Genomic DNA, 13,201 nt, shown 5'->3' on the forward strand with positions numbered 1-13,201 from the left:
CCGCGCAACCGGCCCTGCCGTGTCCACCGGCCCGGGCGCCGTGGCCTGTACGGAACCGGCCGGCGAAGCCGCAGACCCGGCGCTGTGGGGCCAGACGCTCGGCTCGGCCATCGCGGCGGCCGGCCCTGCATCCATGGTTGCGGCGGTCTCGGGCCGCGATCCGTACGGGACCGTCTCCGCACGCGGCTCGACCGGCGGAGCCGTCCCGTCGCCATCCGCCGAGGGCCCGGGGCCATCCGCCGAGGGCCCGGGCGACTCGGCCCGCTCGACCGGCGCCGCCGCGGGGGCGGTCTCCTCCGGTGGGCTGAGCGGCTCGACTTCTCCCGGCTCAGTCGGCGGGGCCGTCCGCCGAGCCCCCGGCCCCCTCCCCAGCGCACGCCGGCGGCCGGCCGGGCCGCCGGGAGGGGGTGGGGAAGCGTTCGAGGTCATGGCCCCCGCAGGCTACCGCTACCGCCCGCGCAGCCGTCGTACGAGGATGCTGGCGTCTCCGCGGGTCTCCAGGTCGGCGAGGACCACCGCGACCGCCTCGCGGACGATGCGCCCGCGGTCGACGGCCAGGCCGTGCTCGCCGCGGAGCACGAGACGGGCGTGCTCCAGGTCCATGAGCTCCTCGGCCGACACATAGACCGTGATCTTCTCGTCGTGCCGCTCACGGCCGCTGGGACGGCGCGAGGCGTTCCGCCCGCGCTTGCGGGGCGCGGAACCCGCCGCACCCGCGGCACCGGTGGCAGAACCTTCCTGCGCCGTCTGCCGACGGGCGGAGCCGGAGCGCTCGGCGGTCGCGGAACGGCTGTGCGCCTCCCCGGCCTCGGCCGGCTCCGCGTCCGCCGCGACATGCTCGGCGCCCTCGCCGTCACCGCCCTGCGCGGGCACCGACTGCGGCGCGTCCTCCGCGGCCGCTGCCGCCGCCGCGTCGCCCTCCCCCGCCGGAGCGGGCACCCGGGCATCGCCGTTGGCCTGACGCCGGGGCTGGGACGACTGAAGCGCCATCCCCCCTGTCGTACGGAAGAGTTCGTCGGCCCCCGGCAGACTCACTCGGCGTGACACCGGGCGAGCACCTCCCTGGCGAGCTGGCGATAGGCGGCGGCACCGACGGAGTTGGAGGCGTACGTGGTGATCGGCTCACCGGCGACCGTGGTCTCCGGGAAGCGGACCGTGCGCCCGATGACCGTGTGGTAGACGTGGTCGTCGAACGCCTCGACCACACGCGCGAGCACCTCACGGCTGTGCACCGTGCGCGAGTCGTACATCGTGGCGAGGATGCCGTCGAGCTCCAGCTCGGGGTTGAGCCGCTCCTGGACCTTCTCGATGGTCTCCGTCAGCAGGGCCACGCCGCGCAGCGCGAAGAACTCGCACTCCAGAGGCACTATCACCTTGTGCGCGGCCGTCAGGGCGTTCACCGTGAGCAGGCCGAGCGAGGGCTGGCAGTCGATGACGATGAAGTCGTAGTCGGGCAGCAGCGGCTTCAGGGCGCGTTGCAGCGTCGACTCGCGGGCGACCTCGGAGACCAGCTGGACCTCGGCCGCCGACAGGTCGATGTTGCTGGGCAGCAGGTCCATGTTCGGGACCGCCGTCTTCAGCAGCACCTCGTCGGCCGCCATCCCCCGCTCCATGAGCAGGTTGTAGACGGTGAGGTCGAGTTCCATCGGGTTGACGCCGAGTCCGACCGACAGCGCGCCCTGCGGGTCGAAGTCCACGAGCAGGACCCGGCGTCCGTACTCCGCGAGCGCGGCACCCAGATTGATGGTCGACGTGGTCTTGCCGACGCCGCCCTTCTGGTTGCACATCGCGATGATCTTCGCGGGGCCGTGTTCGGGCAGCGGTCCCGGGATCGGGAAGTACGGCAGCGGCCGCCCGGTCGGGCCCACACGCTCCCGGCGCTGTCTGGCCGCGTCGGGCGCGAGAGTGGCCGCGTACTCGGGGTCGGGCTCGTACTCCGCGTCGGGGTCGTAGAAGTGCCCCTCGGGCAGTTCGTCGTAGTCGGCGAAGTGGTTGTGGGGCGCGCCACTTCCGTCGCCGGCCATGGCGTTCACGTGATGGCCATCCATCTTCTGGTGTGCAGTGTGAGTCGCCTGCTGACTCTGGTGGGCTGCGAAGGTGCGCACAGCGACGGAGCCGACAGCCGCGAACCCCGCGGGCTCCTGGTCCCGTGCAGGCATTCCTGGTTGGCCACCCCCGGGAGTAAATGTCGACTCATTCACAAGTCGTCTTACCTCCTTGGTGACCAGGAAACTTCTAGACAGGTCAGCGTGGCACCATGCCGACAGCTGGCGACTCTATGGCGTGTCGGGCGTCCGCAGCAACACAATCCGCCGGACCCGGCCCGATGTGTCGGCAATGAAACATCCCGCTGTCAAGGGCGTACGGCCGTCGCACGGCAGGTTTCACCGGTGTGCGAATCGGTTGAAGGGTTACGTTCGAGGCGAGTTGCCCGAGAATCGCGAAGTGACCATACACACATCCGGCCGGACCTTGTCGGGCAAGGTCCGGCCGGGTGCGCGGCGTTGACGACCCGTGTTGACGTATCGCCTTTGCCGGTTGGTTACTTAGCCGACTTACCGGCTGCCGAGAGGTGGCGGGCGGCTCAGCCGAGCAGCGAGGACAGCTCCACGTGCTCCACGTCGTGCGCCTCGGCGACCTCGCGGTAAACGACCTTGCCGTCGTGGGTGTTGAGGCCCTTGGCCAGCGCCGGGTCGCGGCGCAGCGCGTCCGCCCAGCCGTGGTTGGCCAGTTCGACGATGTACGGCAGCGTCGCGTTGGTCAGCGCGTAGGTGGAGGTGTTGGGCACGGCGCCGGGCATGTTGGCGACGCAGTAGAAGACCGAATTGTGGACCTGGAAGGCCGGCTCGGCGTGGGTGGTCGGACGGGAGTCCTCGAAGCAGCCGCCCTGGTCGATCGCGATGTCGACAAGGACACTTCCGGGCTTCATGCGCGAGACGAGCTCGTTGGTGACCAGCTTCGGGGCCTTGGCGCCGGGAATCAGGACCGCGCCGATGACGAGGTCGGCCTCCAGGCAGGCCTTCTCCAGTTCGAAGGCGTTCGAGACGACGGTCTGGATCTTCGTGCCGAAGATCTTGTCGGCCTCGCGGAGCTTGTTGATGTCCTTGTCGAGCAGGGTCACGTGGAAGCCCATGCCGATGGCGATCTGCGCGGCGTTCCAGCCGGAGACACCGCCGCCGATCACGACGGCGCGGCCGGCCAGCACGCCGGGGACGCCTCCGGGCAGCACACCGCGGCCGCCGTTGGCACGCATCAGGTGGTAGGCGCCGACCTGCGGGGCGAGCCGGCCCGCGACCTCGGACATCGGGGCGAGCAGCGGCAGCGCGCGGCTGGGCAGCTCGACGGTCTCGTAGGCGATCGCGGTGGTGCCGGACTCGAGCAGGGCGTCCGTGCACTCCTTGGAGGCGGCCAGGTGCAGGTACGTGAAGAGCGTCTGGTCCTTGCGAAGGCGGTGGTACTCCTCGGCGATGGGCTCCTTGACCTTCAGCAGCAGGTCGGCGGTGGCCCACACCTCGTCGGCGGTGTCCAGGATCTGCCCGCCGGCGGCGACGTACTCCTCGTTGGTGATCGAGGAGCCGATGCCGGCGTCGCGCTCGATGACGACCTGGTGGCCGTGGCGCACCAGCTCGTGCACGCCGGCGGGGGTGATGGCCACCCGGAACTCGTTGTTCTTGACCTCGCGGGGGATGCCGACCTTCACGTCGATCACGGTCCTTGGCTCAGAGGGTATGGGGGTATTTCTCAGACATACCCGGTCACACACGGGCACACCGGGAGAGACCGCAGGAGAACGTGCGGCAGAGCCAGTCTAATGAAGGTGTTCTCGCTGTCTAGCCTTTCATTGCATCAATCTTCAGCTGATGCGGTACGGATTTCGCAGGCGTCCGGCTCATTTTGAAGGTTTGAGTCGCTGAGAATCCGCTCGGCGGCGCCCCGGTGCAGCCCGGCCGACGCGGGATCACCCAGGTGCTCCAGGGTGTCGGCGACCCGCAGGTGCAGGGCGGCCTGCAGTCGCGGGTCCTCGGCGCGCCGCGCCCACTCCACCGCCTCCCGGCAGGTGCGCAGCGACTCCTCGGGCCGGCCCGCGTACTCCTGCACCCGGGCCAGCTCGCTCAAGGCGCGGGCCTGGGCGGCCACATCGCCGTTCTTGCGGTGCCCGGCGACCGCCGCGCGCCAGTTCCGCAGGGCCTCGCCGTAGCGGCCCGCGAAGGTGTGGGCGGCGGCGATGCGCCCGTAGAGCCGGGCGGCCTCGGCGCGCTCGCCCCGGGCGAGCCGCTCGACCAGCGCGCGGCCGAACCAGTCGGCGGCCCGGTCGTAGTCGCCGAGTTCCAGGTGCGCGCCGCCTACGGATTCCATCGCGCGGCCGGTCGCATACGGGTCGTTCACCTCGCGTCCGGCGTCCAGCGCGGCCCGGTAGCGCGTCAGGGCGTCGGCCGTACGGCCGGTGCGGGCGTCGAGGTCGCCGAGGTTCAGCAGGGCCGCGGCACGCTCGCGGGGCAGGTTGCGGCGCTCGGCGATGCCGAGGACGAGGCTGTGGATGTCGTACAGGTCGGCAGCGGCGGCCCGGGTGCCGATGTGCGCCGCCATCGCCCGGACCAGCTGGGACATCAGCCGTCGGGCCAGGGTGTCCAGCTCCCCGTCGGCGACCGCGAGCCGGACGGACGCCAGCAGCGCGGGCCGGGTCAGGCGCAGCCAGTCGGCGGCCGCCCGCGGGGTGGGGAAGCGCAGGGCGCGCGGCATGTCGAGGAGCTTCTGGCGCGCCTGGGGGCTGTCGGTCTCGGTGATCGCCCGGCAGGCCTGGAGCAGCCGTACGGTCCGCTCCAGCATGCGGGCCCGGGCCAGCTGGAGCTCGGCCGGACGTTCGTGGTGCTCGGCGAGGATCCGCAGCTGGGAGTGCAGGCAGCCGGGCACCACGTACTGCGGCAGCGGGGAGTCCACCCCGTGCAGGAAGCCCAGGGCGACGAAGTCGTCGAGGGTGCTGCGGGCGCTGTCGACCGAGCAGCCGACGAGAGCGGAGGCGGTCTGCGGGTCGACCAGCCCGGCCGGGGCGAGGGCGAGCAGGCGCAGCATCCGGGCGGCGCCGGCGGGCAGGGCGGCGTGGGCGAGCCGGAACACCCGGGTGAGGGCGGTGCCCTCGGTGTCCTCGGCGCGCAGCTGCTTGGCGAGATCGGAGACGGCGGCCTTGGGGTGGGCCGCGAGCCAGCCTCCCGCCAGCATCAGCGCGGCGGGCTGCCCCTGGCACTCTTCGGCGAGGCCCTCGGCGGCCCGGGGGTCGACGGTGATGCGGACCGAGCCGGTGTGCCGGGTCAGCAGTTCCACCCCGGACTTGGCGTCCAGGCCGCCCAGGGTGCAGGGGCGGACGTCGGAGATGCCGGTCAGCGGCCCCTCGGAGACCGCGACGACGAGGCAGTCGGGGGTGTCGGGCAGCAGGGCGTCGACCTGCTCGGCGTCGGCCGCGTCGTCCAGCAGGAGCAGGGCGCGGCGGTCGGCCAGGGCGGTGCGCAGGGCATCGGTGAGGTCGTCCTCGCAGGCCCCGGCCGGCGCCGGCGCGTCCAGGGCGGTGAGGAGGTCGCGGGCGGCACGTCCGACGGGGACCGGGGTGCCGCCCGGCTCGGTCAGGCTCGCCCGCAGCACCCCGTCGGGGTAACCGTCCGCAACCTGCCGGACGAGTTCCTCGGCGAGTGCCGTGCGGCCCGAACCGGGCCGGCCGGCGATGAGCAGCACGCGCGCGCGGGGGGCTTTGCGGCCGGCCAGGGTGTCCAGCCCGGCGCGCTCGATGTCGGCGCGCAGCTCCTTCAACTCCCGTGTGCGGCCCAGGAACTCGATCTCCCCGGCAGTGCGCCCGGCCGGCCGCACGTCGCCTGTCTCCACGACCTGATCCGCCACGGGCCACACTCCCGTCCCACCGCACACGCGAGCCCGCCGGGACTCCGGTTCGGGCGTGCCCCAGAGCCTAGTTCACGCTCTGCAACGTTCCGGGTCGAGCACGGCGGGAGGGACGGCCACTTCCCTCGATCGGATCAGCAGATGGTAGGACCGGCACCATCGGAGTCGCCCCTGAAAGGGGCGCGGGGAACTGCGCAACCGGCCACAACGCCGCCGCACCCGACCGACGACCTCAGCAGCGGCACCCACCCACACGGCGCCCCCCAGCGGAGCGCTACGCCTCGAACGGACGGGCAGGCCAGGGAGCCAGGGCCGGGCGCAGGGCGTCCAGCCCGTCGCCGGACCGCGCGGCGACCAGGGACAGCACGCCCACGACGAGGCAGTTGTTGTGGAGCTCGCCGGCCAGCACGCCCCGCACCAGGTCCTCGACCGGCACCCGGTCGAGCAGCATGTCGGCCTCTTCCTCCTCGACCGCGAACCGCTCGCCCTCGGCCTCGGACAGGTCACGCGCCAGGAAGATCCGCACGGCCTCGTCGCAGCCGCCGGGCGTGGTGTAGACGTCGGTCAGCACCCGCCAGTCCTCGGCCTTGACGTGCGCCTCCTCGTACAGCTCGCGCTGCGCGGCGTGCAGCGGGTTCTCGCCGGGGACGTCGAGCAGTCCGGCCGGGATCTCCCACAGCTTGTGGCGCACGGGGTGACGGTACTGGCGCAGCACCAGCACGCGGTCGTCCGCGTCGAGGGCGAGGACGGCCACGGAGCCGGGGTGGACCTGGTAGTCACGGCCGACCACGGTGCCGTCGGGCATGACCACGTCGTCGGTGCGGACGGAGGTCTTGTTGCCCACGAAGGGGGTCTGCGTCGCCCGGATCTCCCACTCCTCCGGGGCGTCCTTGATCGTCATGCCTGTCCTTCCACGTGCCGCGCGACCTGCCGAAACGAAACCGGGGTGCACACCCTTTGAAGGGATGCACCCCGGCCACCGTACAACTGGTGTGTTACTTCGAAGTCTTCCGCTCGACCGAGGCCTTGACGAGCCCGGCGAACAGCGGGTGCGGGCGCGTCGGACGCGAGCGCAGCTCCGGGTGGGCCTGCGTGGCGACCAGGTACGGGTGGACGTCGCGCGGGTACTCGACGTACTCGACGAGCTTGCCGTCCGGCGAGGTGCCGGAGAACAGGATGCCCGTCTGCTTCTCCAGCTCGGCCCGGTAGGCGTTGTTCACCTCGTAGCGGTGCCGGTGGCGCTCCTCGACGTACTCCTTGCCGTCGTACACCTCGCGCACGATGGAGCCCTCGGCGAGCTTGGCCGGGTACATGCCGAGCCGCATGGTGCCGCCCATGTCACCCTCACCGGCGACGATGTCGAGCTGCTCGGCCATGGTGGAGATGACCGGGTGGGAGGTGGCCGGGTCGAACTCGGTGGAGTTGGCGTCGGTGATGTCGGCCAGGTTGCGCGCGGCCTCGATCACGATGCACTGCAGGCCGAGGCAGAGGCCGAGCAGCGGGATCTTGTTCTCGCGGGCGTACTTGATCGCGCCGACCTTGCCGAGCACACCGCGGTCGCCGAAGCCGCCGGGGATGCAGATGCCGTCGACGTCGCCGAGCTGCGCCGCGGCGCCGGCGGGGGTCTTGCAGTCGTCGGAGGTGACCCACTTGATCTTGACGCGGGCCCGGTTGGCGAAGCCGCCGGCGCGCAGTGCCTCGGTGACCGACAGGTAGGCGTCGGGCAGGTCGATGTACTTGCCGACCAGGGCGAGGGTGATCTCGTGGTCGGGGTTGTGGACGCGGTCGAGCAGGTCGTCCCAGGTCGTCCAGTCGACGTCGCGGAACGGCAGGTCGAGCTTGCGGACGACGTAGGCGTCCAGGCCCTCGCCGTGCACGGTCTTCGGGATGTCGTAGATCGAGCGGGCGTCGGGGCAGGCCACGACGGCGGCCTCGTCGACGTCGCACATCAGCGAGATCTTCCGCTTGATCGCGGTGGGCACCTCGCGGTCGCAGCGCAGCACGATCGCGTCCGGCTGGATACCGATGTTGCGCAGGGCCGCAACCGAGTGCTGGGTGGGCTTCGTCTTCAGCTCACCCGAGGGGCCGATGTACGGCAGGAGCGAGATGTGGACGACGAAGACGTTGTCACGGCCGACCTCGTGACGGACCTGGCGGACGGTCTCCAGGAACGGCAGCGACTCGATGTCGCCGACCGTGCCGCCGACCTCGGTGATCACGACGTCGACCTCATCCGTCGCCATGCGGCGGATGCGGTGCTTGATCTCGTTGGTGATGTGCGGGATGACCTGCACCGTGTCGCCCAGGTACTCGCCGCGCCGCTCCTTGGCGATCACGGTGTTGTACACCTGGCCGGTGGTGACGTTGGCGGAGCCGTCGAGGTCGCGGTCGAGGAAGCGCTCGTAGTGGCCGATGTCCAGGTCGGTCTCGGCGCCGTCGTTGGTGACGAACACCTCACCGTGCTGGAAGGGGTTCATCGTGCCCGGGTCCACGTTCAGGTACGGGTCGAGCTTCTGCATCACGACGCGCAGACCGCGGGCCTTGAGCAGCATGCCGAGGCTGGAGGCCGTCAGGCCCTTGCCCAGCGAGGAGGCGACACCCCCGGTGACGAAGATGTGCTTGGTCGTCGAATTACGAAAAGCGGCGGGCGGCATGGCCAAGACGGGGCTCCCGTGGTCGCGGTCTGGGGGTGCGGTACGGCTGCCCGCCGGAGATCTCCGGGGTGCCGTCGCTGCGGTTCGGGGGTTCCCTGTCGGGAAGGGGCCCACCGGTCCACGGGCTACCAGCGTATCAGCGCTGCGGGGCGATGGCTTCCGGCCACGCTCCGCACACATCCCGACACGGAGGTGGCCGCACTCACCGCTTCCTCACCCGCTGCTCACTCGTTCGGCGTACTCGCCTTGTCCGGACGGGCACCCGGATCATCCGCGTGCGTCGTATCCTGCTCGGACACTCGCTGCCGACCCCGTCCGGCCCAACGGCACCACCCCCCGCCCGTAAGTACCGGAACAACGTGAGCTCGGCAGTTCGTTGAGCAACAATTGGCGCTTTGCATCACGGCTGAGTGACCTGTTTTGCTTCATCGCTCAACGACGCATTGCAAGACTTGCTGAAACCCCCCTTGACCGCACTAGCGACAGCCCCCTCGTGGGGTGACGTGGCCGTTCGACTGGAGTTGCACGTGGCCGGGCGCATCGAAGACTACGCACTCATCGGAGACATGCAGACCGCTGCCCTGGTCTGCCGGGACGGCACAGTCGACTGGCTGTGCCTGCCCCGCTTCGACTCGCACGCCATCTTCGCCGGCCTGCTGGGCACCGAGGAGCACGGCTTCTGGCGGCTCGGCCCCGCGTACGCCTCCGACCAGCAGCCCCCCACCGCGGCGCGGCGCAGCTACCGGGGCGACTCGCTGATCCTGGAGTCCGAGTGGGACACCCAGCGGGGCACGGTCCGGGTGACCGACTTCATGCCGCCGCGTGACGGCGCCCCGCAGCTGATCCGGATCGTGGAGGGCGTCTCGGGCCGCGTGCCGATGCGCTCGGCGCTGCGGATGCGGTTCTCCTACGGGCGGGTGGTGCCGTGGGTGCACAAGCACGAGGGGCGCACGGTGGCCGTCGCGGGCCCCGACTCCGTGTGGTTCGACACCTCCGCGGAGACCTACGGCAAGTCGCTGACGACGTACGCGGACTTCACTGTCGCGCCGGGTGACCGGATCGCGTTCACGATCTCCTGGCAGCCCTCGCACAAGGAGCCGCCGCCGCTGCCCGAGCCGGAGCAGTCGCTGGAGGCGACGGAGGACTTCTGGCGCGAGTGGGTCGACCACTGTACGTACCACGGCCCCTACCGCGAGGCCGTGGTGCGCTCCCTGATCACGCTGAAGGCCCTGACGTACGCCCCGACCGGCGGCATCGTCGCCGCGCCCACCACCTCCCTGCCGGAGGACATCGGAGGCGTCCGCAACTGGGACTACCGCTACACCTGGCTGCGCGACGCGGCGATCACGCTGTCGTCACTGCTGCGCACCGGCTACCGCGAGGAGGCCCGCGCCTGGCGCGAGTGGCTGCTGCGGGCGGTCGCCGGCGACCCGGAGAACCTCCAGATCATGTACGGCATCGCCGGTGAGCGCGAGCTCGGTGAGGCGGAGCTGGACTGGCTGCCGGGCTACGAGAACTCCAGCCCGGTCCGGGTCGGCAACGGCGCGGCCCACCAGCTCCAGCTGGACGTGTACGGCGAGGTCACCGAGGCCCTGCACCTGGCCCACATGACCGGCCTCGCCCGCAACGACTACGCCTCGCTGCTCCAGCTGAAGCTCATCCGCTACCTGGAGGACCACTGGCAGGAGCCGGACGAGGGCATCTGGGAGGTGCGTGGCCCGCGCCGCCACTTCGTGCACTCCAAGGTGATGGCCTGGGTCGCGGTCGACCGCACGATCAAGCTGATCGAGTCCGGTGACGCGGACGGCCCGCTGGAGCGCTGGCGGGAGCTGCGCGACGACATCCACCGGGACGTGTGCGAGCGGGGCTACGACAAGGAGCGCAACACCTTCACACAGTCGTACGGCTCGAAGGAGCTGGACGCCTCGCTGCTGCTGATCCCGCAGATGGGCTTCCTGCCGCCGGACGACAAGCGGGTCATCGGCACGATCGAGGCGATCCAGCGGGAGCTGTCCACGCCGGACGGCTTCATCCTGCGCTACCCGACCACCAGCGGCGACGAGAACGTCGACGGTCTGCCCGGCGACGAGGGCGCGTTCCTGGCCTGCTCGTTCTGGATGGCCGACGACCTGGCGATGATCGGCCGCGTGGACGAGGCCCGCAAGCTGTTCGAGAAGCTGCTGTCCCTGCGCAACGACCTCGGTCTGCTGGCTGAGGAGTGGGACCCGCGTCTGAAGCGCCAGGTCGGCAACTTCCCGCAGGCCTTCAGCCACGTGCCGCTCATCGACACGGCACTGCGTCTGACGGCTTCGGGCGCGTACGGCGGCTGAGCCGGGCGGCCCGCGGGGGTCTCACTCCGGCCTGAGGGCCGTGAGCGTGCGCTCCCCCGCGGGATCACCGGCCGTGGCCGGGACCAGCGCTATCTCGTCGAGTCCGGCTGCGGCGTAGGCGGCGATGCGGGCGCGGACGGTGTCGGCGTCGCCGACGAGGGCGACCGTGCCGGCGGCCTCGGGCGGCAGCGCCCGCAGCAGGGTGCCGGCGTCGGCGCCCTTGGCGGCCAGCTCGACGACCTCGGCGAACCCCGCGTCGACGAACATGTCGCTGTAGCCCGGCACCGCCAGGTAGCCGACGACGCTGCGCAGGACCTGAGTGATCGTCTCCGGCCCCGGATCGACGGCGGCGGGCAGCCAGGCGGCCAGCCGCGGCGGCGTACGGCCGGCCTTCTCGGCGGCCGCGAGCATCCGGTCGCGCAGCATGCGGACCTGCTCGGGCGAGACGAGGTCGAGCAGCATGCGGTCGGAGTGCGCCACGGCGGCGGCGACCGCCCGTTCCCCGAACGCGGCGACGGTGACCGTGCCTCCGGGTGGCGGCAGGCGGCGGGGGAAGCCGCTGCCGGGCACGATCGGCTCGCCCGGCACGCTGTCCATCAGCGCGCGTACGGCCGCCGCCGACTCCGCGAGGGCCGTCGCGGGCCGGGTGCGTGGCCGGCCGTGCACGCCCTCGACGACACGCTTGCTGGAGGTGCCCAGGGCCACGCCGACGGGCCGGCCGGTGACGGCCGCGGTGGAGGCGGCGCCCCGGACGATGGTGAGCGGATCGCGCACCGACACCGGTACGGGCCCGGCGGTCAGCGTGACCCGCTCGGTGGCCGCGCCGATCGCCGCCGCCAGGACGAACGAGTCCCACGTGGGCCCCTCGCCGGCCCAGACCTCTCCGTACCCGAGCCGGTCGGCGAGCACCGCGACCCGCAACGGCTCCTCGACCGGACCGTCGTCCTCCCGCCCCACCGCCACCACGCTCATGTCCATGACGGCGCCCGTACCCGGTCGATCACCCCGTAATCCGGGGAGGGCGGGCGCCGGATCCGGACGGTGATCGTTTCGGTGCCCCGCCGGAGATGTCCGCAAGGCTCGCACGCGGGTAGCGTCCGGCACATGGACAGCGGTACGGACAGCGGTTACGACACCCAGGGCGCCGGGATCACCGTGCAGCGGGCGCTGGAGCTGCCGGGGCTGCGCAGCGGGCTGCCCGAGGTGCTGGCGGGCGCCGAGCGGCTCGGGCGGACCGTGCGCTGGGTGCACGCCGGCGAGGTGCCGCACATCGCCTCCCTGCTCAAGGGCGGCGAACTCCTGCTGACCACGGGCTACGGTCTCGGCACCCGCCCCGCCGAGCAGCGGGCGTTCGTGCGCACCCTGGCCGAGCGCGGCATCGCTGCCCTGGTCGTGGAGCTCGGTCCGCGCTTCACCCGGCTGCCCGCGGCCCTCGTCGACACGGCACGCTCCGCCGGGCTGCCGCTGGTCCAGCTGCACCGCGAGGTGCCCTTCGTCACGGTCACGGAGGAGGTCCACACCGAGATCGTCAACGGCCACTACGCCCTGCTCCAGCGGGCCGAGGAGGTGCACCGGCGGTGCACGCAGGCCCTGCTGGGCGGCGGCGGGGTGCCCCACGTGCTCGGCATCCTCGGCGACTTCGCCGCAAACCCCGTGTTCCTGGAGACGGCGGACGGGCAGTTGCTGTACGCGGCCGGGTCCGGGCCCGAGGGCGCGGACCCGCTCCAGGTGTGGGAGGGGCTGCGCGGCCAGCACAAGGACGAGCCGCCGCTCGCGGGATCGGTGCTCGTGGACGTGCCGGGCGGCGGGCCGGGCAGCGGGGGCGTGCGGGCCCGGCTCATTCTGCTGCCCGTGCGGACTCCCCTGGCCCCGGTGCACCGGATGGCCGCCGAGCGGGCCGCGGGCATCCTGGCCGTGGTGCTGATGCAGGCCCGCCAGGAGGAGGAGCTGGCGGCGCGCGGGCGCGGCGACTTCCTCACCGACCTCGCCGAGGGCCGCGTCACGGCCGAGGACGCCCCGGCGCAGGCCCGCGTGCTGGGTTTCCGGCCGGGCAGCGGCCCGCTGCTGCCGGTGGTCATGCGGCTCGGGGACGCCCTGCCCCCGGACGAGAGCGGGGGTGGCTGGGCCGTGCTGGCCCGGGCGGTCTCGGAGGAGCTGGCGTCGGTGGGCGTGCCGGTGCTGCTCGGGGTGCGGCCGGTGGAGAGCCGGGTGCTGGTGCTGCTCGGGCTGCGCGCGGAGTCGGAGCGGGCGGCGGTCGCGGACCGGGTGGCGGCGGCTCTGCGGGCCGGTGTGGGCCGGGCGGGGCTGCCGCGGCCGGGCGGGCAGCCGCCC

9 protein-coding genes are annotated in these 13,201 nt (G+C 72.2%); 2 read left to right on the plus strand and 7 right to left on the minus strand.

What is annotated here, in order from left to right:
- Positions 1 to 447: 447 nt before the first annotated feature.
- The 6 genes from GTY56_RS01525 to pyrG form a co-directional block, all read right to left on the minus strand.
- A complete protein-coding gene (locus GTY56_RS01525; RefSeq protein WP_161361718.1) occupies positions 448 to 1,047 on the minus strand; it encodes a hypothetical protein in 600 nt (199 codons plus the stop codon).
- Positions 1,032 to 2,159, minus strand: a complete 1,128-nt coding sequence (locus tag GTY56_RS01530) for a ParA family protein (protein WP_078625596.1) — start codon at positions 2,157 to 2,159, stop codon at positions 1,032 to 1,034. Before GTY56_RS01530 ends, GTY56_RS01525 begins: the two co-directional genes overlap by 16 nt.
- A gap of 425 nt (positions 2,160 to 2,584) precedes the next feature.
- A complete protein-coding gene (ald, locus tag GTY56_RS01535; protein WP_161361720.1) occupies positions 2,585 to 3,709 on the minus strand; it encodes an alanine dehydrogenase in 1,125 nt (374 codons plus the stop codon).
- Positions 3,710 to 3,846: 137 nt separating this feature from the next.
- Entirely contained in the window at positions 3,847 to 5,886 is a 2,040-nt protein-coding gene (locus GTY56_RS01540; RefSeq protein WP_524540063.1) for a tetratricopeptide repeat protein, read from the minus strand.
- 274 nt (positions 5,887 to 6,160) lie between these two features.
- A complete protein-coding gene (locus GTY56_RS01545) occupies positions 6,161 to 6,787 on the minus strand; it encodes an NUDIX domain-containing protein (RefSeq protein WP_161361721.1) in 627 nt (208 codons plus the stop codon).
- A gap of 94 nt (positions 6,788 to 6,881) precedes the next feature.
- A complete protein-coding gene (pyrG, locus tag GTY56_RS01550) occupies positions 6,882 to 8,540 on the minus strand; it encodes a CTP synthase (RefSeq protein ID WP_161361730.1) in 1,659 nt (552 codons plus the stop codon).
- Positions 8,541 to 9,067: 527 nt separating this feature from the next.
- On the opposite strand from pyrG, the gene GTY56_RS01555 reads away from it, so the two are divergent.
- Positions 9,068 to 10,870 carry a glycoside hydrolase family 15 protein gene (locus tag GTY56_RS01555; protein ID WP_161361733.1) on the plus strand — a complete coding sequence of 601 codons (1,803 nt, stop codon included), beginning with the start codon at positions 9,068 to 9,070 and terminating at the stop codon, positions 10,868 to 10,870.
- A gap of 21 nt (positions 10,871 to 10,891) precedes the next feature.
- Here the strand turns inward: GTY56_RS01555 and GTY56_RS01560 are convergent, their stop codons facing one another.
- Positions 10,892 to 11,848 carry an LLM class F420-dependent oxidoreductase gene (locus tag GTY56_RS01560; RefSeq protein WP_161361723.1) on the minus strand — a complete coding sequence of 319 codons (957 nt, stop codon included), beginning with the start codon at positions 11,846 to 11,848 and terminating at the stop codon, positions 10,892 to 10,894.
- A gap of 126 nt (positions 11,849 to 11,974) precedes the next feature.
- Here GTY56_RS01560 and GTY56_RS01565 point away from each other — a divergent pair.
- A partial coding sequence (locus GTY56_RS01565; protein ID WP_161361726.1) for a PucR family transcriptional regulator ligand-binding domain-containing protein occupies positions 11,975 to 13,201 on the plus strand: 1,227 nt, incomplete at its 3' end.

It is taken from the genome of Streptomyces sp. SID5643 (assembly GCF_009872555.1).
In the GTDB taxonomy this organism is placed as follows: domain Bacteria; phylum Actinomycetota; class Actinomycetes; order Streptomycetales; family Streptomycetaceae; genus Streptomyces; species Streptomyces iakyrus.

Bases quoted from the DNA above. Each gene is read 5' to 3' on its own strand.
- GTY56_RS01545 (WP_161361721.1), bottom strand. From the start codon at position 6,787: ATGACGATCAAGGACGCCCCGGAGGAGTGGGAGATCCGGGCGACGCAG.
- GTY56_RS01530 (WP_078625596.1), bottom strand. From the start codon at position 2,159: ATGCCTGCACGGGACCAGGAGCCCGCGGGGTTCGCGGCTGTCGGCTCC.
- GTY56_RS01560 (WP_161361723.1), bottom strand. From the start codon at position 11,848: ATGGACATGAGCGTGGTGGCGGTGGGGCGGGAGGACGACGGTCCGGTC.
- pyrG (WP_161361730.1), bottom strand. From the start codon at position 8,540: ATGCCGCCCGCCGCTTTTCGTAATTCGACGACCAAGCACATCTTCGTC.